Origin of the sequence: Paenibacillus sepulcri (assembly GCF_042647105.1) — a bacterium.
GTDB classification, from domain to species: Bacteria; Bacillota; Bacilli; order Paenibacillales; family Paenibacillaceae; genus Paenibacillus_Z; species Paenibacillus_Z sepulcri.
On sequence record NZ_JBHRUP010000001.1, the window covers coordinates 877663 to 900005 of the forward strand.

Annotated in this window: 22 protein-coding genes; 5 read left to right on the plus strand and 17 right to left on the minus strand. The window is 53.3% G+C overall.

The features are described from left to right. Positions 1 to 118 precede the first annotated feature (118 nt). The 6 genes from ACFOLF_RS03890 to ACFOLF_RS03915 all read right to left on the minus strand — a co-directional run bounded on the left by ACFOLF_RS03890 (position 119) and on the right by ACFOLF_RS03915 (position 6413). Positions 119 to 1276, minus strand: a complete 1158-nt coding sequence (locus tag ACFOLF_RS03890) for a peptidylprolyl isomerase (protein WP_210039724.1) — start codon at positions 1274 to 1276, stop codon at positions 119 to 121. 207 nt (positions 1277 to 1483) lie between these two features. Next, positions 1484 to 2455, minus strand: coding sequence for an aldo/keto reductase (locus ACFOLF_RS03895; protein WP_210039723.1), 972 nt, complete (start codon positions 2453 to 2455; stop codon positions 1484 to 1486). A 222-nt stretch (positions 2456 to 2677) separates the two neighbouring features. After that, a complete protein-coding gene (gene msrA, locus ACFOLF_RS03900) occupies positions 2678 to 3667 on the minus strand; it encodes a peptide-methionine (S)-S-oxide reductase MsrA (RefSeq protein WP_210039722.1) in 990 nt (329 codons plus the stop codon). Positions 3668 to 3705: 38 nt separating this feature from the next. Further along, positions 3706 to 4263, minus strand: a complete 558-nt coding sequence (locus ACFOLF_RS03905; protein ID WP_210039721.1) for an NUDIX domain-containing protein — start codon at positions 4261 to 4263, stop codon at positions 3706 to 3708. A gap of 155 nt (positions 4264 to 4418) precedes the next feature. Further along, positions 4419 to 5066 (minus strand): cell wall hydrolase, encoded by a 648-nt coding sequence (locus ACFOLF_RS03910; RefSeq protein WP_210039720.1) that lies wholly within the window; start codon positions 5064 to 5066, stop codon positions 4419 to 4421. Positions 5067 to 5189: 123 nt separating this feature from the next. Continuing rightward, entirely contained in the window at positions 5190 to 6413 is a 1224-nt protein-coding gene (locus ACFOLF_RS03915) for an FAD-dependent monooxygenase (RefSeq protein ID WP_379113299.1), read from the minus strand. A gap of 219 nt (positions 6414 to 6632) precedes the next feature. Between ACFOLF_RS03915 and xerS the strand changes: the two genes are divergently transcribed. After that, positions 6633 to 7718 carry a tyrosine recombinase XerS gene (gene xerS, locus ACFOLF_RS03920; protein ID WP_210039719.1) on the plus strand — a complete coding sequence of 362 codons (1086 nt, stop codon included), beginning with the start codon at positions 6633 to 6635 and terminating at the stop codon, positions 7716 to 7718. Between the two features lie 4 nt (positions 7719 to 7722). Here the strand turns inward: xerS and ACFOLF_RS03925 are convergent, their stop codons facing one another. Next, positions 7723 to 8340, minus strand: coding sequence for a hypothetical protein (locus ACFOLF_RS03925; RefSeq protein ID WP_210039718.1), 618 nt, complete (start codon positions 8338 to 8340; stop codon positions 7723 to 7725). A 106-nt stretch (positions 8341 to 8446) separates the two neighbouring features. Here ACFOLF_RS03925 and ACFOLF_RS03930 point away from each other — a divergent pair, with 106 nt between their 5' ends. Continuing rightward, positions 8447 to 8737 (plus strand): DUF3817 domain-containing protein, encoded by a 291-nt coding sequence (locus tag ACFOLF_RS03930; RefSeq protein ID WP_210039717.1) that lies wholly within the window; start codon positions 8447 to 8449, stop codon positions 8735 to 8737. Between the two features lie 22 nt (positions 8738 to 8759). Here the strand turns inward: ACFOLF_RS03930 and ACFOLF_RS03935 are convergent, their stop codons facing one another. From ACFOLF_RS03935 to ACFOLF_RS03945, 3 genes are all read right to left on the minus strand, one after another. Further along, positions 8760 to 9506 (minus strand): SDR family NAD(P)-dependent oxidoreductase, encoded by a 747-nt coding sequence (locus tag ACFOLF_RS03935; RefSeq protein ID WP_210039716.1) that lies wholly within the window; start codon positions 9504 to 9506, stop codon positions 8760 to 8762. 64 nt (positions 9507 to 9570) lie between these two features. Next, positions 9571 to 9936 (minus strand): VOC family protein, encoded by a 366-nt coding sequence (locus ACFOLF_RS03940; RefSeq protein ID WP_210039715.1) that lies wholly within the window; start codon positions 9934 to 9936, stop codon positions 9571 to 9573. A 45-nt stretch (positions 9937 to 9981) separates the two neighbouring features. Then, a complete protein-coding gene (locus tag ACFOLF_RS03945; RefSeq protein ID WP_210039714.1) occupies positions 9982 to 11700 on the minus strand; it encodes a proline--tRNA ligase in 1719 nt (572 codons plus the stop codon). Between the two features lie 632 nt (positions 11701 to 12332). On the opposite strand from ACFOLF_RS03945, the gene ACFOLF_RS03950 reads away from it, so the two are divergent. The 3 genes from ACFOLF_RS03950 (at position 12333) to ACFOLF_RS03960 (ending at position 14216) form a co-directional block, all read left to right on the plus strand. Then, positions 12333 to 12815 carry an Lrp/AsnC family transcriptional regulator gene (locus ACFOLF_RS03950; protein ID WP_210039713.1) on the plus strand — a complete coding sequence of 161 codons (483 nt, stop codon included), beginning with the start codon at positions 12333 to 12335 and terminating at the stop codon, positions 12813 to 12815. A 3-nt stretch (positions 12816 to 12818) separates the two neighbouring features. Beyond that, positions 12819 to 13433, plus strand: a complete 615-nt coding sequence (locus ACFOLF_RS03955; protein ID WP_210039712.1) for a chromate transporter — start codon at positions 12819 to 12821, stop codon at positions 13431 to 13433. A gap of 231 nt (positions 13434 to 13664) precedes the next feature. After that, positions 13665 to 14216: a chromate transporter gene (locus ACFOLF_RS03960; protein ID WP_379113297.1), complete on the plus strand. Its 552-nt coding sequence runs from the start codon at positions 13665 to 13667 to the stop codon at positions 14214 to 14216. A 149-nt stretch (positions 14217 to 14365) separates the two neighbouring features. On the opposite strand, the gene ACFOLF_RS03965 is transcribed toward ACFOLF_RS03960, so the two are convergent. From ACFOLF_RS03965 to solA, 7 genes are all read right to left on the minus strand, one after another. Then, on the minus strand, positions 14366 to 16045 hold the full coding sequence (locus tag ACFOLF_RS03965) for a glycerol-3-phosphate dehydrogenase/oxidase (protein ID WP_210039711.1): 1680 nt from the start codon (positions 16043 to 16045) through the stop codon (positions 14366 to 14368). Positions 16046 to 16292: 247 nt separating this feature from the next. After that, complete coding sequence (gene glpK / locus ACFOLF_RS03970) at positions 16293 to 17804, minus strand: glycerol kinase GlpK (RefSeq protein WP_210039710.1); 1512 nt, start codon at positions 17802 to 17804, stop codon at positions 16293 to 16295. Between the two features lie 49 nt (positions 17805 to 17853). Next, positions 17854 to 18408: a glycerol-3-phosphate responsive antiterminator gene (locus ACFOLF_RS03975; protein ID WP_210039709.1), complete on the minus strand. Its 555-nt coding sequence runs from the start codon at positions 18406 to 18408 to the stop codon at positions 17854 to 17856. Between the two features lie 244 nt (positions 18409 to 18652). Next, positions 18653 to 19993, minus strand: coding sequence for an LLM class flavin-dependent oxidoreductase (locus ACFOLF_RS03980; RefSeq protein WP_210039708.1), 1341 nt, complete (start codon positions 19991 to 19993; stop codon positions 18653 to 18655). Positions 19994 to 20129: 136 nt separating this feature from the next. Continuing rightward, positions 20130 to 20660: a GNAT family N-acetyltransferase gene (locus ACFOLF_RS03985; protein ID WP_210039707.1), complete on the minus strand. Its 531-nt coding sequence runs from the start codon at positions 20658 to 20660 to the stop codon at positions 20130 to 20132. Positions 20661 to 20719: 59 nt separating this feature from the next. Beyond that, positions 20720 to 21199 (minus strand): DinB family protein, encoded by a 480-nt coding sequence (locus ACFOLF_RS03990; protein WP_210039706.1) that lies wholly within the window; start codon positions 21197 to 21199, stop codon positions 20720 to 20722. Positions 21200 to 21236: 37 nt separating this feature from the next. Next, positions 21237 to 22331 carry an N-methyl-L-tryptophan oxidase gene (gene solA, locus ACFOLF_RS03995; protein WP_379113295.1) on the minus strand — a complete coding sequence of 365 codons (1095 nt, stop codon included), beginning with the start codon at positions 22329 to 22331 and terminating at the stop codon, positions 21237 to 21239. Positions 22332 to 22343 lie beyond the last annotated feature (12 nt).

Sequence of the window (22343 nt, forward strand, 5' to 3'; positions counted from 1 at the left end):
GATAAGTTCCCTGCATGGGAATATTCCATTTGGCCTGTTATATTGGAATCATGAAGTCATTTAACCGACTGGGGCGTTATTCCCTGTTTAAAGCAAGCTGCTGCTATATAGTAAAAGATTATGCCAGGTCGATTTTGGTTATTTTGCCGGGAAGCTCTTTGTTCATAAAATTGCTCATGGCCTCTGCAGCGATCATTTTTTTGATCTCCAGCTTGTCCTCGGCGGACAACTGCTCGAAGGTTTTCGTATCGCGCTTCTCCACCTTGATAACATGGTAGCCGTAATCCGATTTGACCGGCGCCCCGACCGTCCCGATTGGCTGTGTATTGGCTGCATCCTTGAATTCGGCAATCCATGCATTGGACTGCTCATTCTCATATAAACCGCCATTGCCGGAAGATCCGGGATCATCGGAATATTCCTTGGCCAGCTCATTCCAGTCCCCGCCGTCATCCAACAGCCCTTTCACCTTATTGGCACGCTCCAGTGCTTCCGCATCCGTACGTACGGTCTCGCCTGTTTGGGGATCGGACGTGGTTACCAGAATGTGCCGGACGGAAACGATATTATAATCGCTTTTGGTCTGGTCAAACCGGCTCTTGATCTGCACATCCGTTACTTTCTTCTGCATGCTGCCGAGTGCGACGGTAATCATCGTGTAGAACTTCTTCACATCGCTCTCGGCCAGCCCTGCCTTCTCGTTGCTTGCCTTCAATTCCGCATTTTGTGCGATGTAGGCATTGTACTGCTCCATGAACTGGGTTAACCCGTTCTGGTCTTCCGCACTCAGCGGTTTACCCGCAACCGGCCCGTACAGCAGCTTGTAGCCGATATATTCACGGAGGAACTGCTCTTTGGCCGCCGGATCATTCAAGTATGCCGCGGTATCCGGGTTAACTATGCTGAAGAATAAGGCATATTTCGCAAATTCCGTGTTGGTGACCTTGCCGCCGGAGTAGGTAGCGATCACTTTCTCCGCAACAGCGCCGGGTGCGGCTGCGCCGGTTTTAATCTCGATGGTTTTGAGCTTCGTGTTCCAGTTCACACTTGCCCCGACCAGCTTCCCGATATCCTTCAGATAAACATAAGTTTTACCGTCGTAGGTTAAGGTGGGGTTTGCCAGGGTCGCGGCTTTGCCATTGACTGTAATTTTCGTGTTTTTGTTCAGCATGGCCTTGATCGCCTGAATGCCGTCATCGGCAAAAACGGCCGAGGATGCGGTTAATAATGAACCGACAACCGCGCCGATTACGAACGGCCTTATGGACTTCTTCATTATGTATTTCTCCTTTCGGGTATAAAGAGCTCTGCATAATTATAGCATTATAACTATGAAAATATAGGCGGCTGCGGCAAATCTTTTTGCCTGCGGAACCGGTTTATATCAAGAGCGGATTCCAAGGCCCGGCAAGCCCGCCGGCAGCAGACAAAAAACCGCGCCATCCTTCCGGCGCGGTTTAATCTATTAATACATTCGGCTTTCTCAGGCCTGGTAGAAGTTGCGGATCCAGCGATGCGCTCCCAGCTTCGCCACCTGCTCCTTCGGCAATCCATTGCCGTCGCCGAAGCTCATGTTGCTCTCGACATTGCGTATCGAACGCATACCCGGGATGACCGTCGAGACGGCCGGATGACTAAGAACAAAACGCAGCGCGGCTTCGGGAACCGCCTCCACTGCAATGCCCAGATCTGCGGCAATCTGCTGCACTCTGTCAAATACCTGCTGCTTCCGGTCGCCGCGGAAATAGCCGTTGCGGAAGTCTCCCTCTTCGAAGGTCGTTTCCGGCGTGATCCGTCCTGTCAGTCCGCCCTCATCCAGCGCTACACGGACAATAACGCCTACATTATGCTTCTCACAGGCCGGCAGCAGCTGATCCTGCGGACTTTGATCGAAAATATTATAAATAACCTGAACGGTATCCACGATTCCGGATTCCACCAGTTTAATCGCGGTCTCCGGCTGATGGTCGTTAATCGATACACCGAAGAAACGTATTTTGCCCTGCTCCTTCAGCTTGCGGACACCCTCGAGCCAATCACCCTGCTCCAGCCAGTCATCCGACCATACATGAAACTGCTGAACGTCGATGCGCTCCAGACCCAGGTTGCTCAGGCTCTGCTCGGTGCTGGCAATTACATGCTCGGCTGTGAAGGTTTCATTGGCGGGAACACCTGCGCGTGCAGGCCATTGAAAGTTCTTCGGCGGAATCTTGGTGGCGACGTAGATCGTTTCCTTCGACTCCCGGACAACTTGTCCAACCAGCTTCTCGCTGTGCCCGTTGCCGTAACCAAGCGCGGTATCGATGAAATTAAGACCGAGCTCAATCGAGCGGTTCAATGCTTGCAGGGATTCCTCGTCAGATGCCCCTATCCACGACGTCTTGCCAATGCCCCATGCGCCGTATCCAATCTCCGACACCTTCAGTCCGGTCTTGCCAAGGGTTCTATAGTTCATCTATCCTGCGCCTCCATTTCATTTGGACCGGCAGTCCGTGCAAGCTCCGGTCTATCATCATTATAGAGAATACCATAACCTGTGGTAAGAGCTGAAATAGGCTTCACTTACTTACTTTCAGTTTACCAAGAAGACGTAAAAAACAAATCCCCCTTCATTTCCTGCAGCAGAAAATAAAAGGGGATGCGATAAATGAATGTCAGGCGGGTGAGGCAAGGGGATTTATTTGAACAGAGACAAATATTGCCCGTAGCCTTCCTGCTCCAGATCCATCTTGGGAATGAACCGCAGTGCGGCGGAATTGATGCAGTAGCGCAATCCGCTTGGACCGGGACCATCATTGAACACATGACCCAGATGGGAATCCGCTTCCTTGCTCCGTACCTCCGTGCGGATCATCATATGGGTGAAATCCTGTTTCTCCTTCACATGTCCGCTGACGACAGGCTTGGTGAAGCTCGGCCAGCCGCAATTGGAATCGAATTTGTCCAGCGAGCTGAACAGCGGCTCTCCCGAAACAATATCCACGTAGAGGCCTTCGCCGTTAAAATCCCAGAATTCATTGCGGAAAGGAGGCTCGGTTCCGTTATTTTGCGTCACCTCGTATTGAATCGGGGTTAGCTGCTCCCTGCGTTTGGCTTTATCCTTATCTGTATTCCAGCGGCTTTTGATAAACGCGTCGCGGCCGGAGCCCTTGCGGTACATCCGGTACCGCAGCGGATTCTTCTTGTGATAATCCTGATGGTAATCCTCTGCCGGGTAAAAAGGCTTGGCTGGAACAATCTCCGTTACGATCGGTCCGTCGAACCGCCCGCTCTCTTCAAGCTTGAGTCTGGATTTCTCCGCCGTCAAACGCTGCTCCTCCGTGTGATAGAAGATCGCCGTCCGGTAGGAGGAGCCGCGGTCGTGAAATTGCCCGCCGGCATCGGTGGGATCAATTTGCATCCAATACGTATCCAGCAGCTTCTCATAAGAATAAATCTGTGGATCAAACGCGATTTGAACCACCTCGGCATGGCCTGTCGTTTCGGAGCACACCTCTTTATAGGTCGGGTTGACGGTATGTCCGCCCATATAACCGGAAACGACGCTGATAATGCCGGGCGTCTCCTCGAATGGTGTCACCATGCACCAGAAGCAACCGCCGGCGAAAGTTGCCAATTCATACAGATCCGCTGCTTCATCCAGTTGCTGTTCATTTTCCAAACTCATCTTTATCCCCTCGCTTTTTCCTGGCTGAGCCAGAATGATTATATGCGGAACAATCCATAGCCATTGAGCGGAATTATCGGCTGTTCATCCATCTTGAGACCATCTTCCTGAGAGTCGAGAGCTACCTTCACGAGCCACTTGGTAAAGCCGGCTACATTCATCGTTGCCATTTCTTCAAGACTGTAAAACCCGGCCGCATCCACTTCAAACTGGTCGGGAGTCGGCTCGCCTGAGACATATTCCATCGAGAACGCAATATAAACATTATGAATCCGGCTTGGCTGATCGCGGACCGCTACAAGACTTTTCACTACGGCCTCAACGCCCGTTTCCTCAAGAACCTCGCGGCAAATCGTCTCATGAATAAGCTCGTTTTGTTCGATATAACCGCCTGGCGTGGTCCAGTATCCTTTGCCCGGCTCCTGGGCGCGCCGCACGAGCAGCACCTTGTCTTCCTTCACGACAAGCGCACCGACCCCTACGCTGTAATTACCCCAATGAACGAAGCTGCAAGCGGTGCATGCGCTGCGGGGTGTGCCGTCCACATCCCGGAGCTCCATCGCGCTGCCGCAGGTCATGCAATATTTTGCCTCCATAAGTGCTTCACCCTGTCCGTGTTTTATATATAGCGACTGTTACCCTGTGATATCCGTATGCCAGATTAATTATATACCATTATGTTCCCCAGCAAAAACATCAAAAAAAATCCGCACCTGACAGGGCGGATTTTAAAGTTCGGGCATGCTTGCTGCTAGACGGCAAAGGAATGGCTGCCGATCTTCTCGAGGACCTTTCGCGTAAAGATCCATTTGGAAGTGGCGGTGTCGGGATTATAGTAATAAAGCGCATTATGGGTGGGATCCGAGCCTCTGACGGCGTCACGGGCCGCTTTAAAGGCAGTCTCGTCCGGAATCAGCCAATATTGGCCGTCAGCAACAGCCGAGAACGCATGAGGCTCCATGATGACTTCCGAGACCGAATGCGGAAACAAGGGAGAATGCAGCCTGTTCATCACAACGGCGCCGACCGCAACCTGTCCCTTGTAGTCTTCTCCTCTGGCTTCGCCGTAAATTACCCGGGCCAGCATCGCAAGCTCCGGCTTGCTGACCGTAACCTTCCTGAGCGCCGCCCAAGTCGCCGGTCCTGCGATTCCATCGCTACTCAGCCCGTGAGCTTGTTGAAAACGCATGACGGCCTGAGAGGTCTCTTTACCAAAGGACTGCGTTAATGCACCTTTGAAATAATCCAGAAGCTGCAGCCTGAATTGCAAATCCGGCACATCCTGACTCTTGCTGCCAAGCTGAAGCGTCTTGGGAGCCACAGCCTCGGAATGACTGCAGGTTGCAGCCAGCGCTGCGGCCGTAAACAATATGACGAGCAGTGAAATTCGTTTGAACATTCCTGATAATTCCTCCATACTCCATTCAATTTGCCCGGTTCATCTCCTGCGGAAACGTTCGGCTGATGAATTGTAGCATGGATAATGGTAAAAGATGCTTATTGCTAGTTTTTTTTAATCATCTTAAAAATCTCTCATATGGCCGGAAATATCATAACCTGCCACCCAATCCAGCCGGTTGGCCATAAACCCGGATGGCAGCGCCCGAAGGATCATATTGCGAAGGCCAAGCGCGGCCGGATGTTCCAGCTGAACCATCCTTGCCATGCGGCGGGACTGTCTGACTATCCGCGTCGTACGGGGAATTCGGCTCAGCTCGTAGGCGCTCAGTGCCGACATGATATCATCCCCGGATATGGAGATCTTCCTTAAATGATAGGCCAGCATAACTGCATCCTCAATAGCCTGCGCGCCTCCTTGACCAAGGTTCGGCAGCATGGGGTGAGCAGCGTCGCCAAGAAGTGTAACACGCCCGCTGCTCCAGGTCTTAAGCGGCTCACGGTCAAACAGATCATGGGAGAGAATGGCTTCTTCGTCCGTGGCCGCTATAACGGCTTCAATCGGACTATGCCAGCCTTTAAAATACGTTAAAGCCGCCTTTTTTCTCTCTCCCGGCAGAGCCTGCGTGCCTCTCGGTGCATTGACGGCTCCAAACCAGAAGACGCGTCCCTCACCCAAATGGGAAAATCCAAAGCGCCTGCCTGGGCCCCAGGCCTCGAATCCGCCGCCGAGATCAATGGGATACCGGCTGTCCTCGAATTCCGCAATCCCTCTCAGCGCTGTGAAGCCTCCATATTGGAGAGGACTGCCGCCAAAGCCCAGGATCTGCTCCCTGACGACGGAATTCACCCCATCGCAGCCGATCAGCACAGCCGCCTCATGCTCTTCCCCATTCTCAAACACGGCATGGACGCAATGTCCGCGGTTCTCCAGCCCCTTAAGTTTGACGCCCAAATGTATATCCGTCTCCGGCATCGATGCAAGATGATTATAGAGATTATGCTGAAGCGCTGCCCGGTGAATCAGATAGCCAGGTGTTCCATACCGGGCAGCTTGTTCCCCAGCCGGTAGAACGGTCAGTATCCGTCCGTCATGCGTGCGGATCTCTGCTTTGCCGACCGCGGCTCCCTTGAATCGGATCTCTCTACCCACACCGAGCAAGTCCAGCGCTTTCATCGCGTTGGCCGCAAGCACAATACCGGCGCCAAGGTCAGCCAATTCATTCGCTTTGTCAAACAACCTTACATGCCAGCCGCTCTGCCGCAGAGCTATGGCCGCGCTCAATCCGCCAATACCTGCGCCAATCACAATTGCCTCTCTGCTGATCGGCGGTGCAGCTGCAATCACATCGTTGTCCCCCTTTTGACACCTAGCGCCGCCGGTTTTTCCTCACTAACATTGGAACGAAGGTTTAAATTGCGATATCCGTCATGCGATCAAATGTTCCCTATTCCGGTTTACATCGACCAGTACCTGCATTACAATGAAGCTATCATCATACATATCGCTGCAAGCTGCATCATGGATTGAAAGAATCATCCTAAGAAAACCTGAGGTGAGATGAAGTTGAATGTGATCAAGCTGAAGGACCGGCAGGAACTGGACCGCAAAACGCCTTCCATGCCATGGTATATAGAGAAATTTATCAATTATAAATTACCGGATCTTTCCCCGTCCTCCCTGCTTGAATACGTCAGGGACTACGAGACTTTTCTGTCCTGGATGCTGGCGGAAGGGCTTGCCGCAGGTCCGTCCATGCGGGATGTGCAATTGGAGGAGCTGGAGAAGCTGCATATGGACAGCATCGATCAGTTCAAGATGTTTCTGGCTACCCGCCGGGAGCATGCCAACAGCAGGACAACCATATCGCGCAAGCTTTCCTCCCTGCGCTCGCTTTTTCATTATTTGAGCCAGATTGCCGAGGACGAAGAGTTTTATCCGCTCTTGAAACGCAATGTCATGGCCAAAGTCTCGATCAAACGGGCGAACAAGCCCAAGGATACCGCGGCCAAGCTTGAGGGCAAGCTGCTGCAGGAGCGGGAAATTGACGAGTTTATCCGGTATATTCATGAGGATTACGGTTCGGACGCCGCGGCGAACAAACAGGCCATGTATTCCTATATGCTCAATCGGATCCGGGATACCTGTATTGTCAGTCTTATCCTCAATTCCGGGCTGCGCGTATCTGAGATCGTAAATATGAATACCGATGATCTTGATATGAAGAAGAAGCTGCTTTATGTGTTTCGAAAAGGGAAAAACGATGACACCTTCAAGACGCCGGTTTATTTCCGTCAGGAAGCCATGCATGATCTGCAGCTGTATCTCTCCCAGCGCGAATCGCAATACAAGGCGCCGAAGAGGGAGAAGGCGCTGTTTTTGGCCATCGCCAACGGCAGAAGCGAGGGCTCACGCATGACCAAGCGGGCCATTCAGGAAATGGTGATCAAGTATGCCAAGCGGTTCGGCAAGCCGTATCTCTCGGTACACAAGCTGCGGCATTCCTTTGCAACCGATTATTACTTGCGCAACGACCTGTACAAGACCCAGGAGCAGCTTGGCCACGCTTCGCCGGAAACGACACAAATCTATGCCCATCTCACGGACCGTACCATGGCAGAGGCGATCGACCGCCAGAAGCGCGACGATTAATTGCTCAAATAAAGTCGATCTGCTGGTCCAGAATAATTTCCTCAACAGATGTCTCCGGAAACACCTGGGCAGGTATGAGCGAAAATTCCACAGTCTTCAGGTCATCCGGCAGGGCAGGCGCAATATGGAAGGTCATTGTCGTCTGCGCTCCGTTACCGCCCATGCTGCTCCGCCTTACGGCATAATCCTGATCCCCTATGATTTCAAGGGTCAGATTTGCTTTAATGCGAGTATGGCTGCTGCTGTCGGCATTTTCTCTTCTGTTATTTATTTCCAGATAAACGACACTTACAAGCTCATGCTGCATGGCATGCGTCAATATATAGTCTATATGATCTTTTGTCACCTTCTTCATAATGGAAACAACACCCTTCAAATCGCCGGTACTGTCAGGCATAACAGGCCGGGTGCGTTCCTGGATATTCTGAAAAAAATAACTGATCTGCAAGTCTGCCATCTGGAACTGCTCGCCCCAGGCCTGCACCTGCTCCCAAGGCGGAAAAAACCTGCGGTTTCCGGTGAGTGCCTTCCTCTCCTTTATAAGAGACAACAGCTTCTCGTCAATTAATTTGATTTGATCATTATATTCGTTCGGAATCGCTCTTAGTTCGGACCACACCATTCAACATTCACCCTTTCGTAACATAATTGGCGGACCCTATCACCATCGCAACCGTATAGATAGTAGAATCATATCATGATACGAAACGTGGAGGTTTTTTAATTCAATGCTAAAAACCGCAATCGGACGATTGAGATGGATCGGCAATGTGGAAGGCGTCTCCTATCTCGTACTGCTGCTCATCGCCATGCCCCTCAAATATTGGGCCGACATCCCCATCGCCGTAACCATCACAGGCGCGCTGCATGGACTGCTCTTTACGCTGTTTCTCCTGGCTCTGCTTCATGCCTGGATCGTCAGAAAATGGTCCTTCCTGTTTGTCTTTATCGCTTTTCTTTCCGCCTTTATCCCGCTCGGAACCTTCTTTCTGGACGCCAGACTGCGCAAGGAAGCCTAGCTGTCTTCAGCCCATTCGCTTGCTAGTGCTCATAGATCATTTTACGGGTCATCCCGCCATCTACCGTCATGTTCAGGCCTGTCACAAAATCATTCTCCGGATCCGTCAAATATAAGCAAGCACGGATGATGTCGCCGGGATGTCCGACGCGTCCTGCGGGATGCTGCTCATGATCAACCGGACGCAGTTCCGCATAATTGCCTGTTTCGATCCATCCCGGACTGATGCAGTTGACGGTAATATGATCGGGCCCAAGCGACACTGCCAGCGAATGAGTGATGGCGACTATGCCTCCCTTCGTAGCGGCATAAGCCTCGCTGTTAGGCTCGGACATGGCCGCGCGTGTAGAGGCAATATTGACAATCCGGCCGCCGCCGCCGGATTTCATCCGCTTTGCAGCCTCGCGGGAGCAGAGGAAGGTGCCGCGCAAATTGACATGAACGACACTGTCCCATTCGTCGACCGACAGCTCGTAAGGGGATTTCGTGATGCCGAATCCGGCGTTGTTAATAAGAATATCGACCGTTCCGTACAATTCCCCGATACTCTCAAACAACTGCACAATCTGGCCGGGCTGGCTCAAATCCGCTTCAATGAATTGGGCCAAGGCGCCCGTTTGCGTGAGTCTCCGGGCCAGAATAGGCCCCTTCTCGTTCTCGATATCCGTCATAATTACCTGCGCTCCCGCTTCGGCATAGGCTTTGGACAGTTCACTGCCAATGCCTCCTGATGCTCCTGTCACCACAACTACTTTCCCTTCATATTTCATGCGGATTTCAACTCCCTATTTTGTAGAAATTTATGGACTTCAGCTGCTGCTTGACAAGACGGAGCTAGCGGATACGCTGAATGCATTCCACGCGGTTGCCGAAGGGGTCCCGAAATTCAAACCGGTCATAGCCCGGTATGGGTATTCCATCCAGAATCGCAATCCCCCGCTGGGCAAGCGTTGTTTCGATAAGCTTCAAATCTGTGACTTCATAGGCCAAATGGGCCTTGGTACGGGTCCGGTCCACGCCGTCCTCCGTCCCGATATGCAGGGCAAGCGGCCCTACTTCAACCCAGAAACCGCCTCTCCCGGCAAGAGAATCCGGCTTGGGAATCTCCTTTAACTGCAGCACCCCGCAATAAAAAGCTCTTGCCTGATCCTCCTGACCAGGTGGAATCGTAATCTGGGCATGATGGAAGCCGGTAATCATAACGTTTCACCCTTTCCCCATTGCTAAACCTGTTCGAAATTGAAGTCATGCCAGCGAAGCTGATCGTATCGCGCGTACACGGTCTATTACCTCTCCATGCCCGACTTGAGCACTCTCGCCCGTTCGCTCCTTCAACTCCACCAAGCCCTGGGCTATTCCTTTACCGACCACAATCCGGATAGGAAGTCCGATCAGATCGGCATCCTTCAGCTTTACGCCCATCCGCTCTTCCCGGTCGTCGTAGAGCACTTCGATTCCTTCCTGCTTCAACTGTTCATACAGAAGCTCAGCTGCTGCGAGCTGGGCTTCATCCTGGAGGGAAACGACAATCAGATGCACATGATAAGGCGCAGTCTCGATTGGCCAGATCATCCCGTTCTGATCATGATGCTGTTCCACAATTGCCGCCAGCAGCCGGGTGACGCCAATTCCGTAGCAGCCCATAATGATCGGCCGTTCCACGCCGCCCGCATCGAGAAAACGGGCATCGAAAGCTTCACTATATTTCGTTCCGAGTTTAAATACATGTCCGAGCTCGATGCCCCGCTCCATAACCAGCTCCTCTGAGCAGCGCGGGCAGCGGTCCCCCTCCTGCGCATTGCGGAAATCGCCGACCTGCTCAAGCGGAAAATCCCGCCCGGGAAGCAGATGCCGCAGATGATAATCCGCTTCGTTCGCTCCCGCTACCGCATCGTCCATCGCCGCCACATCCCGATCGACCAGAACGGGAATAGAAGCTGCGAGTCCAACCGGACCCGCAAAGCCCGGAACGGTTCCGGTCGCGGCCTGAACGGCTGCGGGACCAGCCAGCTCCAGATTTTCCGCGTTCAGCCACAGCTTGACCTTCGTTTCGTTCACTTCATCGCAGCCCCTCACGAGCACGGCGGCAAGGCGCCCATCTGCGGCATAAATCAGTGTTTTGATCATCTCCTGCGGCTGCTGGCCGGTATAAACGGTAAGCTGATCAATGGTCTTGATGCCCGGAGTGTGGAATTTCTCCGCAGCGGGAGTAACTGAGCCCCTTATGCCGGCAGAGCCGGAGCTTTGGAACTGGGCCTTCTCCAGATTGGCGGAGTAGCCGCAGGAGCGGCATGACATAATGACATCCTCTCCCGATTCGGCCAGAGCCATGAATTCATGCGTGCCTCCTTCACCGCCAATGGAGCCGGCATCCGCTTCCACCGCCCGGAAATTCAGACCGCAGCGTTCGAAAATGCGGTGATACGCCTCATACATGGCATCGTAAATCCGGCCCAGCCCCTCCCAATCGGTATCGAAGGAATAAGCATCCTTCATGACAAACTCGCGGCACCGCAGCAGACCAAAGCGCGGACGGCGCTCGTCCCGGAACTTGGTCTGGATCTGATAAAGCAGCAGGGGCAGCCGTTTATAGGAGTTCACTTCCTGCTGAACGAGCGTCGTGATGATTTCTTCATGAGTCGGTCCCAGTACAAATTCTCTTCCGCTGCGGTCATGCAGCCGGACCAATTCGGGGCCATATCTATCGTATCTTCCGGATTGACGCCATAAGTCGGCCGGTTGAAGCGCCGGGAGCAGGATTTCCTGCGCCTGAACCTTGTCCATCTCCTCGCGGACGATAGTCTCTACCCTGCGCAGCGCCTTCCTGCCGAGCGGCAGAAGCGAATAAACTCCTGCGGCGAGCTGCCGGATAAATCCGCCCTTCACCATCAGCTGGTGGCTGACCGCCTCGGCATCGGCAGGAACTTCCCGCAGAGTCGGGATAAACGAATGACTTTGTCTCATTGCTTTAGCACCTCCGCTACTATTGAAGTTCTCAGAATCCATCGGATACAATAAAACGCGCCCGTCCCCGGAAAGGGACGAGCGCGCTGTCTCGTGGTACCACCCTAATTTGACTATGCCAAGATTCGGCACAGCTCTCATTAGCGGATAACGGGAATATCCCGGCTGCAGATACTATGATTTCCCTGCAGCAACTACAAGGCGGGGAGCAACAGGCGGATGCCGGGAATTTTTCAGCCAATGAATTCCCTCTCTGGACGCAGGCCGCAAGCTCTTCACGAAGCTTCACTACCACCCATTAAGGACGGCAAGTATGCAATCTATCGCTCATATCCTTGATAATCGTTGTTAACTATGCCTGGGAGCCAAACCCTGACCATTTCCCAAGACCTGCAAATAAAATAACCCATCCCCATGGCAAAGTCAATCCCGGTACCTTACGCCAAGCCGATTCCTCAGATTTAGACATGTAATTCGTAAGCGATAATATAATTTTTAATTGATAACGTATGATATTCCATGTATATTTGAACATATAGTAATTAAAGATGTCATTTTGCATTCAAAAAGTCATATAACGGCCAACACTTCTTTTAACCATCCCTATACTTCTTTTGAAAGGAGCTTCCATTATGCAAATCTCGCCAAACGCAGGGAGTCCCGCGATTCAGATCGATGAAACAGACCGTAAGATTATTAAAGCCCTCAACATGAACGGGAGAATTTCATACACCGATCTGGCCAAGGATATCGGACTTTCCCGGGTTGCGGTGCAATCCAGAATCAATGCCCTCATGGAGAACGGCGTGATCGAACGTTTTACCGCCGTCATTAATCCGGAGAAAATCGGCATCCTCGTCTCCGCCTTTTTCAACGTGGAAGTGGAGCCCAAGTATCTGCACGAGGCCGCGACGGCGCTTGCCGATGAACCTGTCGTAACCAGCCTTTACCATATGACGGGTCCCAGCAAGCTTCACATGCACGGCCTCTTTACGAATAACCAGGAGATGGAGCAGTTCATGAAGGACGTGCTCTATAAGCTTCCCGGAATCATGAGCGTGGATTGCCAAGTACTGATCAACCGATACAAAAGCCGGATGGGAATGAGGCTATAAACGATGACAGACTCTATTCAGAAAACCAGCAAACAGGATTATCGGGATTTGTCATGGGCCATGCTCAAAACCGGCATTATCGGATACGGCGGCGGTCCATCCGTTATTCCGCTCATCCAGTATGAAGCTGTAACTAAGTACAAATGGCTGGACCAAAGTGAATTCGGCGAGATATTGGCGCTTGCCAATGCGCTTCCGGGTCCTATTGCCACCAAAATGGCCGCTTATCTGGGATACCGGCTGCGTAAAAGTCCCGGCGCCTTAATCGCTCTGCTGTCGCATATTATGCCTACAGCTCTTGCCATGGTGGCGCTCATCTCCATTGTCCGGTGGCTCAGCGGCTCGGCTGTAATCGCCGGTATGATCGGTGCGGTCACCCCGGTGATCGCGGTTATGCTTGGAGTCATGGCCTATGAGTTCGCGAACAGGGCGGTCAAGGGGCTTGGCATGACAGCAGGCCTGTTCTTCTTCCTGCTGGCTTTCCTGATGATGAACGTGATCCATATTCATCCGGCTATTGTCATTGCCCTCTTCATCGCATACGGGATTGTCCATATCCGGACAGTAGCCTATCTGAAGAGCAAGCGGAAAGAGAGAATGCCGGATAAGGGAAACTAACAGTGGCTTTAAACGTCCGGTGAAAATACAGGCTGCGCATGCGGAAACGTCTTCCGATCGCTGTTGTACCCCTGAATTTTTTTTATTTTGGATACCTGTATCTGATAAATTCGGGGTACAAAGGCGAACGCTTACGCTTCTCCAGACTATTTCCGCCTGCTCCGCCAGTTAATCACCGGACTTTTAAACCCCTCGCAGATTAATTAAAGTAACGAAAAAAGGATGTAGCGCATGGACTGGATAGAATGGATTCATCTTTTTCTGGGCTTTCTGATTTCCAATGTATTAGGCTATGGAGGCGGTCCGGCTTCCATACCGCTGATGTATCAGGAGATTGTCACGCATTACGGATGGCTGACAGACCCGCAATTTTCCAATATGCTGGCGCTCGGCAATGCCCTTCCCGGTCCTATTGCGACCAAGATAGCCGCATATGTCGGCTATGAAGTGGCAGGCTGGGCCGGCCTTGTCATTGCCTTGGCGGCCACCATCCTGCCCTCGGCGATAGCACTCATTCTGCTGCTGCAGCTGCTGCAGCGTTTCCGCAAATCCAATGCGGTGAAAGGGATTACAATACTAGTGCAGCCGGTTATCGCCATCATGATGGTAACCCTGACCTGGCAAATCGCCTCCTCGTCGATTTCACTTATCGGCATCTGGCAGGCGTTAATCATCGCTGCGGTTGCCTTCTGGCTGATGCAGCGCAGGAAGATCCACCCTGCACTTGTCATTCTCTGTGCGTTTGCCTATGGCGGCATCGCGATCGGCGTGTTTCATTTATAGGTGCAGACGGTTTCCGTAGAATGCAAACAAAAGAACCAGTCAACTTGGACTGGTTTTTTTTGAGTTCTTATTTTCTGGTCTGTTCGCTCATGTTCAGGAAGTGATAGTAAAATGCGGTATTCAAATAATTACCGTTCAGAACGGCAAGTTTATGCGTTGTCCGCATCCGCGCTGACCGTTGCGACCGCCGCTTCCAGCCCGGCGTCAAGCTCCGCTTTATAGCTTGAAGACTGGGCTTCCGTCCAGTTCAGACGTTTGCCCATCCAGGCATGAACGGCTTCCTTCCAGCGGTACACCCGCGAGATATCGAAGAACAGCGCACCTGTCCGGCGGATCCAGAAATCCATCGGTGTGAAGGTCATTTCCTCATTGAGCGCATACTCCAAAGACGCAAACAGCTCCAGAGGAAGTCCGGATTGCACCTGCTCCTGCTTCCGGTCCTTCATAATCTGATGCAGCGAGCCGACATTGGAGCCGTAGAAACGGGCCAGCCGCTCCGCCGCTTCCGTTGACAGACCAAGCTTGACGCCCCGGGATGTCTGATCGGCAATAAATGCGCCAAAGCCTTTCGAGCCTCCGACATCGCCTCCGGAGAGAGCCGCGTGCCTGGTCAGGCAGGCGGGGAAAGCTGAACCCTGCTGGCGGGTCAGCTCCTCCGCCGCTTTATTCACGACTGCTTCGGCCATTTTGCGGTAACCGGTCAGCTTGCCCCCGGCAATGGACAGCAGGCCCGATGGGGAGCGGAAAATCTCGTCCTTGCGGGAAATTTCCGAAGGGTCTTTGCCCTCTTGATGGATGAGGGGACGAAGACCGGCCCAGCTGGATTCCACATCCATAGCGGTTAAGCGGACTGATGGAAACAAGGCATTCACCGCGCGCAGCAGATAGTCCCTGTCCTCCTTCGTCATCCGCGGCTTCTCGTAATTGCCGGTGTAGGTCGTATCGGTGGTCCCCACATAGGTCTTGCCAGCACGGGGAATAGCGAACACCATCCTCTTGTCGGGTGTATCGAAATATACCGCCTGATGCAGGGGCAGCCGGGATTGGTCGAAGACCAGATGGACGCCTTTAGTCAGATGAAGCGTCTTGCCCTGGCGCGAGCCATCCTTCTCGCGGAGTGTATCCACCCACGGACCGGCTGCATTGACAATTTGTGAGGCATGAATAACCACCCGTTTCCCCGTCAATTGATCGCTTGCCTCAACGCCCGCCATCTGCCCTGCTTCATATAGAAAATCATCAACCTTCATATAATTAATGGCCCTGGCGCCCTCGGCTACAGCCCGCTTCATGACTTCAAGCGTAAGTCGCGCATCGTCCGTGCGGTATTCGACATAATAACCGCTTCCCTTCAGTCCTTCACGCTTCAAGAGCGGCAGGCGTTTCAACGTCTCCGCCTGGCTCAGCATACGGCGGCGCTCCCCGCGTTTCACACCAGCGAGCCAATCGTACAGACGCAGACCAAGCGACGTCGAGAACCAGCCGAAGGTTCCTCCCGTGTAGATCGGCAGCACCATCCATTCCGGTGTCGTCACATGGGGAGCATTCTCATACACGATCGCCCGCTCTTTCCCGACCTCGGCCACAACGCCGATCTCGAGCTGCTTCAGATACCGGAGCCCGCCATGGACCAGCTTGGTCGAGCGGCTCGAAGTGCCAGCCGCAAAATCCTGCATCTCCACCAGTGCAGCCCGCATGCCGCGTTTCTGCGCATCAAGCAGAATCCCCGCCCCAGTGATCCCTCCTCCGATGACAAGCAGATCCCAGCGTGTTTCCTCCAGTTGACTGATGATCTCCTCACGGTTAAAGCCTGAAAAGTTAGCCGTCATAAAGTTGTCTCTCCCATTTCCCGTCAATTAGGAAGAAAAGGCTTCTCCGTCCTTTGGGCCGCGAAGTTCGTTTCTTCCCTCAAACCTTGTAGAAATTTATAGGCATGAAGCTTATGCACTCTGACAAAAAGGCTAGAAAAAAGAGAAGCCGCGACAAAACCTTCCCGCAAATTTGCGAAAGGTTATCACGGCTTCTCCATATCTCCGACCCATTATTAACTTGCTTTCATCCTACCACACATTTCAATTATTTGAAAGCCTGAGCTGCCCGGACAGCCCTGCTCCAGCCCTCGTATTTCGCTTCGCGGAGCGATTCCTCCATGCTGCTCTCGAATCGGATATCCAGATGCCAGAGGCCAGCAAGCTCTGTTCTGGAGCTCCAGAAGCCAACCGCCAGACCGGCCAGAAAGGCCGCTCCCCTTGCCGTCGTCTCGCTGACTGTCGGGCGCTCCACGGCGATTCCCAGCATATCGCTTTGGAACTGCATCAGCAGATTGTTCCGGGAACCGCCGCCATCGACGCGAAAGCTGGCAAATGACAGCCCGGCTTCCCGCTCCATCACCGTGAAGACATCCTTCGCCTGATACGCTATCGCCTCCAGCGTAGCGCGGACAAGCTGCGCTTTGCTGGTTCCTCTTGTCAGCCCGAATACGGCTCCGCGAACCTCATTGTCCCAATACGGGGTGCCCAGTCCGACGAATGCGGGCACCACATACACCCCGTCCGTCGAGTCGGCTTGCTCCGCGACCTGCTCGCTTTCCTGGGCGGAGCCGATCAGCTGCAGCTCGTCGCGAAGCCACTGCACCGCCGATCCCGCCACGAAGGTGCTGCCCTCCAAGGCATACTCCACCTTCCCGTCGATCCCCCAGGCAATCGTCGTCAGCAGCCCATGCTCCGAGCGGACGGCTTCGCTGCCGGTATTCACCAGCATGAAGCAGCCGGTGCCGTATGTATTTTTGGCCATGCCTTTCTCGAAGCAGGCCTGACCGAACAGGGAAGCCTGCTGGTCCCCGGCCGCGGCAGCAATCGGGATCGGGTGTCCGGCATACAGCTCATCTGTCGTGTGTCCATAAAGATGGGAAGTAGGCTTGACTTCCGGCAGCAGCTCCGGCGGTATATTAAGAATCGCCAGCAGCTCCTCATCCCATTTCAGCTCGTGAATGTTGTACAGCATCGTTCTCGCCGCATTCGAATAATCCGTTACATGGGCGGCGCCGCCAGTCAGCTTCCAGATCAGCCAGGTATCGATGGTGCCGAACAGCAGCTCCCCGGCCTCCGCTCTTTGGCGCGCCCCCTCGACATGCTCCAGAATCCATTTGATTTTCGTTGCCGAGAAATAAGCGTCCACCATCAGCCCGGTCTTCTCCCGGATGAGCTCCTCATGACCATCCGCCTTCAACTGCTCGCAAATTCCCGCGCTCTGGCGCGACTGCCAGACAACCGCCGGATAGACCGGAACGCCTGTCGCTTTATCCCAGATGACGGTCGTTTCCCGCTGATTGCAAATCCCGATTCCGGCAATTTGCTCCGGTCCGATATCATTCTCCTCCAGAACGCGCCGAAGCACCGACTGGGCTGACTCCCAGATTTCCTCCGCGTCATGCTCCACCCACCCCAATTGGGGAAAATGCTGCGTAAATTCCTGCTGGGCGATCCCTCTCATCAATCCCTGCTTATCGAATAAAATGGCTCTTGTGCTGGTGGTACCCTGATCCAATGCCAATATGTAAGAATCCGTAGAATGTTCCGCCTGGTTCATCCTTAACCACAATCCTCTCCGGGGCTTTATTTTCGAGGCAAGTTCCGTCTTACATAAAATGCTTCCACAATGCCGCATTGCTTGTGGTGACGGCAGTCGCACCCGCTGTAAGCGCTCTCTCCACATCCTCCGCCGTCCGGATGAAGCCGCCGGCAAGTATGGGAATGCCCGCCTCCTCATGCACTTCCTTGATAATGTCCGGCATAATCCCGGGCAGCACTTCAATATAATCCGGCTGCGTGCGCCGAAGCAGCGCATAATTCTTCTGGAGCGCGCCGGAGTCCAGCAGGAACAGTCGCTGAATCGCCAGCAGCTTGTTCTGCTTGGTTTTGGTGATGACGCCGGCGCGTGTTGACATGATGCCTGCCGGTTGAATCACCTGGCAGAGAAATTCAGCCGCATACTCGTCATTCTTGAGGCCTTCGATCAGATCCGCATGAATGAGCACCTGCTTGCCGCAGGACTTGGCCAGCTGAACAAGCGACTGAAGCTGACTGATATGGCTGTCCAGCAGCACGATGTACTGATAGGAAAAATTCAGCAATTTCTCGAAATCCTTTATATTTCTGGCGGCAGGCAAAATGAGCTGTTGCTGAAATGGCATTCCGAATCCGTCCCCCCAAGCCTCGATCGCATCGCTATCTCGCAAATAAACAAAAAAACACATAAAATCATCCCTCGCGCACGAGGCGCAGGAGTGTCTATGTGAATTTCTCCGATTCTTCCGTCACAATATGAACTTGAATCTAATTGTAGCTTCACCGCTGCCATGCGTCAAGCGCAATAACCCCGCATCAGCATCAATGCGGGGTTATCTGTAAGCCTTTCAAACGCCAGCTTCTTCATTCTCAGCCGTTGACATCAGCAGTCCTGTTCGCGGCCGCATAGCGGTTAGCCGGAATCGGAATGCCCAGATTGCCGCGTAGCGTATCCGATTCGTAGTCCGTACGGTACAATCCGCGCTCCTGCAGAATCGGCACCACCAGTTCAACGAAATCCTTCAGGCCGCTCGGAATGGGAGTATGGATGATAAATCCGTCGGCAGCCTTTTCCTCATGCCACTGCTGGATCAAGTCGGCGATTTTCTCCGGCGTGCCGATGAAGGCACCGCGCGGCGTTGCCGAGCGGAGGGCAACCTGCCGCAGGGTAAGATTTTGTTCCTTGGCCTGTTTTTTGATTTTATCCGTTCCGCTGCGGAAGCTGTTTTTGCCCAAATCGCCTACATCCGGGAATGCCTCATCAAGCGGATACTGTGAAAAATCATGATGCTCGAAGAAACGTCCCAAATAATTGAGCGCATTCTCAATGCTGACAAGTCCGGCAATTTCCTCGTATTTGCGTTCCGCTTCTTCTTCTGTTGCCCCAATGATGGGTCCTATGCCCGGCAGAATCACAATATCGTCCTCGGAACGGCCGTTCGCAATGGCGTTGTCCTTAATTTCCTTATAGAACTGTTTGGCTTCCTCTATGCTCTCATGTCCGGTGAAGACCGCATCGGCCGCCTTGCCCGCCAGCTTCTTCCCGCTCTCGGATGAGCCGGCCTGGAAAATAACCGGCTGTCCCTGTCTGGATCTTGCAATATTCAATGGTCCTTGTACAGAGAAATAAGTGCCTTTATAATTGAGCGTGTGCAGCTTGGAAGGATCGAAGAAAACGCCAGATTCCTTATCGCGGATGAAGGCGTCATCCTCCCACGAATCCCACAGTCCCTGCGTAACCTCTAGATATTCCTCTGCGATTTTGTACCGTTCATCATGGGACGGATGCTCGGTTTTGCCATAATTTTTGGCGGAGCCCTCAAGCGGGGATGTCACCACATTCCACCCGGCCCGGCCGCCGCTGATATGGTCCAGCGAGCCGAACTGCCTGGCAACCGTGAAGGGCTCGCTGTACGAGGAGGACAAAGTTCCTACCAACCCGATATGCGAGGTAGCAGCGGCAAGCGCGGACAGAATCGTGATCGGTTCAAAGCGGTTGAGAAAATGCGGGATGGATTTCTCATTGATGTAGAGACCATCGGCGATAAATACCAGATCGAATTTCCCCGCCTCTGCCGTTTGCGCCTGCTGCTTGTAGAACTCAAAATTCACGCTGGCATCTACCGGAACCTCGGGATGCCGCCATACGGACACATTGCCGCCCACCCCATGAATCAGTGCGCCAAATTTGATTTGCTTGCGATTTGCCATGCCAAATTCCTCCTCTGTAGACTTCCGGTGAAAAAGCAGGCGGCGCAGGCGGAAACGTCTGCTCTGTTGCTGCTTACGCTTCTCTAGGCGATTTCCGCCTATTCCGCCAGTTCATTGCCGGTATTTTAAACAGCCTCTATAATAACAACGTGGTTTCGTTCAGCTGCAGCCGGTAGCTCTTTACCAGCAGATTGCCGTTCATAATATCTTTGTCAAACGCCCGTTCGAAGCCAAGGCGCTCATATAATCGCACTGCGGAGTCCATCATATCGGATGTGTGCAAATGAACCGTTTGGGCGCCCCACTCCCGGCATTCTCTGGCGCATGCGCGGATAAGCTCAGTCGCGACTCCAAGCCCGCGCGCTTTGCGGGAAACCGCAAGCAGCCGGATAACGGGATTTTGGATATCCAGATCGCTTCTCCCATAAGCGGCTTCGGAGGAATCAAACAGAAATACGCTGCCGACAATTTCCCCATCCAGCTCCGCAACCAAACGCGATTTCGTTGCCGCCTCGCTCACGGAGGAGATAATATTCTCCTTGTACTCTTCCCAGCGATCCTCGGGGAGCGTCTGTTCATACTGGCCGTATGCATCCAATAATACCGCCTGGACAGCATCCGCATCCGTGTCTATCGCCTCACGAATGACAATCGTTTTCGTTGACATCGCATTCACCTGCTTCCCGAAGTTCTCACAACTGTATGTGCATCATGCAATCTCACCTATTAAGCCTGTGGTAAAAGAACTTTGCTCTTGATGCGCTCGATTTGAGCAATATGATTGCCTGCATGATTGATAAAGGATTGGATAATCGTCGACAATGCCACCGGATCTCCCTTGAAATTCAAAGCCGTCTTCTCCCAATCCTCAGCGGTCAAACGGCGAAACAGAAGGCTGTTATAAACCAGCAGTGCATGGAATACATCGAGAATATCCGATGCATGACCGGCATTGGGCGTTTGCCCGGCCACCCAGTTATCCTGATTGAAGGCGGGCAAGCGGGCTTCCGAGCCTGCCAGTATTTCGCGGAGCCGGAAGGACACGACGATATTATGGTCTGCCAAATGGGCAAGCACCTCGGTGATGCTCCATTTGCCGGGGGCTTCTTTTTCAGTCAATTGTTCTTCTGTCAGGCCGGCAACGGCCTGCTTCAACTGCTCATACGTCTCCAGATAGGACTCTATATTAATAGTCGTCTGACTCATCTTAACTCCTCCTTATAAATATCCGGTTTGCCCTCTCCTAACGCAAAGCAAACCGGGATAACGAAAATAATCCAATATCCTGTGCTGACTTGCCCTTCTCGATCAGGTCAGCCGCAATTTCGCCGACCACGCTGGCAAACTTGAACCCATGCCCGGAGAAGCCGCCGGCAAGCAGCACATTCCGATGCTCCGGATGCGTGTCGATGATGAAATCCTCGTCCGGGGTCATCTCATATTTGCATACCGCGCCGCTCAGCAGCCTCCCTGCAGCCCCCGGCATGAATGCCGAGAGCGCCCTGCGCAGATCGCCTTCATCCTCCGGATAGAAGCCGAATGGAGCAAGCTCCTCGCCGGGCTTCCATTCCACCCCGGTGTCATGCCTTCCGATCTTGAGACCTTTACCGTCAATGCTTGGAAATCCATAATAGCCGCCGTCCTTGGTTCCAAGCGTAAATCCGGGAAATACGCCGGAATCAAATCCGTTCCCTTCCGTTTCAAACCAGCCGACGACCTTGCGGACGGATCGGATAGGCAGGGAAATGAACGGTTCCAGACGCTTGAACCACGCTCCGGCGCTGATCAATACCTTGCCGGCGTGAAAGATGTTGTCTTTGGTACGGACGGTAACTCCACCCGCATCCGGCACAATATCCGTAACGAATGTATTTGTGAGCAGCCCGGCGCCTGCTTCCAAAGCAGCCCGTTTATAGGCGGCAACGCCTCTCTCGCTGTACAGGTAACCGGCATTCGGCTCATACATGCCTTCAAAGCCGTCCGGCAGCCGCACTCCTGGCCAGCGGCTGCGAATTTGCGCGGCATTGAGCAGTTCTATGGTTACCCCAAGCGCAGCGGCATCATCAAGGCGGACGTCGTAGGAATAGACATCCGGATCGGACATATTGAGCACACCCGAGCGCTCCAGCAGCTTCTCCCCGGTCAGTTTCTCCAGCTCAAGCCACCGTTCATCGGCGCGCAGCGCCATGGATACATAAGCTGCGCCGCCATGATAGGCGTGACGGATGAGACGCGGCTCGCCATGATGACTGCCCAGCGCATGCGGCGGATCAAATGCATCGATCAGCAGCGTCTTCAGACCGCGGCGGGCAAGCTCGTAACCTGCGCTCATCCCCATGGAGCCGGCTCC

Bases quoted from the DNA above. Each gene is read 5' to 3' on its own strand.
- ACFOLF_RS03890 (WP_210039724.1), bottom strand. From the start codon at position 1,276: ATGAAGAAGTCCATAAGGCCGTTCGTAATCGGCGCGGTTGTCGGTTCA.
- ACFOLF_RS03895 (WP_210039723.1), bottom strand. From the start codon at position 2,455: ATGAACTATAGAACCCTTGGCAAGACCGGACTGAAGGTGTCGGAGATT.
- msrA (WP_210039722.1), bottom strand. From the start codon at position 3,667: ATGAGTTTGGAAAATGAACAGCAACTGGATGAAGCAGCGGATCTGTAT.
- ACFOLF_RS03905 (WP_210039721.1), bottom strand. From the start codon at position 4,263: ATGGAGGCAAAATATTGCATGACCTGCGGCAGCGCGATGGAGCTCCGG.
- ACFOLF_RS03910 (WP_210039720.1), bottom strand. From the start codon at position 5,066: ATGTTCAAACGAATTTCACTGCTCGTCATATTGTTTACGGCCGCAGCG.
- ACFOLF_RS03925 (WP_210039718.1), bottom strand. From the start codon at position 8,340: ATGGTGTGGTCCGAACTAAGAGCGATTCCGAACGAATATAATGATCAA.
- ACFOLF_RS03930 (WP_210039717.1), top strand. From the start codon at position 8,447: ATGCTAAAAACCGCAATCGGACGATTGAGATGGATCGGCAATGTGGAA.
- ACFOLF_RS03935 (WP_210039716.1), bottom strand. From the start codon at position 9,506: ATGAAATATGAAGGGAAAGTAGTTGTGGTGACAGGAGCATCAGGAGGC.
- ACFOLF_RS03940 (WP_210039715.1), bottom strand. From the start codon at position 9,936: ATGATTACCGGCTTCCATCATGCCCAGATTACGATTCCACCTGGTCAG.
- ACFOLF_RS03945 (WP_210039714.1), bottom strand. From the start codon at position 11,700: ATGAGACAAAGTCATTCGTTTATCCCGACTCTGCGGGAAGTTCCTGCC.
- ACFOLF_RS03950 (WP_210039713.1), top strand. From the start codon at position 12,333: ATGCAAATCTCGCCAAACGCAGGGAGTCCCGCGATTCAGATCGATGAA.
- ACFOLF_RS03955 (WP_210039712.1), top strand. From the start codon at position 12,819: ATGACAGACTCTATTCAGAAAACCAGCAAACAGGATTATCGGGATTTG.
- ACFOLF_RS03960 (WP_379113297.1), top strand. From the start codon at position 13,665: ATGGACTGGATAGAATGGATTCATCTTTTTCTGGGCTTTCTGATTTCC.
- ACFOLF_RS03965 (WP_210039711.1), bottom strand. From the start codon at position 16,045: ATGACGGCTAACTTTTCAGGCTTTAACCGTGAGGAGATCATCAGTCAA.
- glpK (WP_210039710.1), bottom strand. From the start codon at position 17,804: ATGAACCAGGCGGAACATTCTACGGATTCTTACATATTGGCATTGGAT.
- ACFOLF_RS03975 (WP_210039709.1), bottom strand. From the start codon at position 18,408: ATGCCATTTCAGCAACAGCTCATTTTGCCTGCCGCCAGAAATATAAAG.
- ACFOLF_RS03980 (WP_210039708.1), bottom strand. From the start codon at position 19,993: ATGGCAAATCGCAAGCAAATCAAATTTGGCGCACTGATTCATGGGGTG.
- ACFOLF_RS03985 (WP_210039707.1), bottom strand. From the start codon at position 20,660: ATGTCAACGAAAACGATTGTCATTCGTGAGGCGATAGACACGGATGCG.
- ACFOLF_RS03990 (WP_210039706.1), bottom strand. From the start codon at position 21,199: ATGAGTCAGACGACTATTAATATAGAGTCCTATCTGGAGACGTATGAG.
- solA (WP_379113295.1), bottom strand. From the start codon at position 22,331: ATGGGGATGAGCGCAGGTTACGAGCTTGCCCGCCGCGGTCTGAAGACG.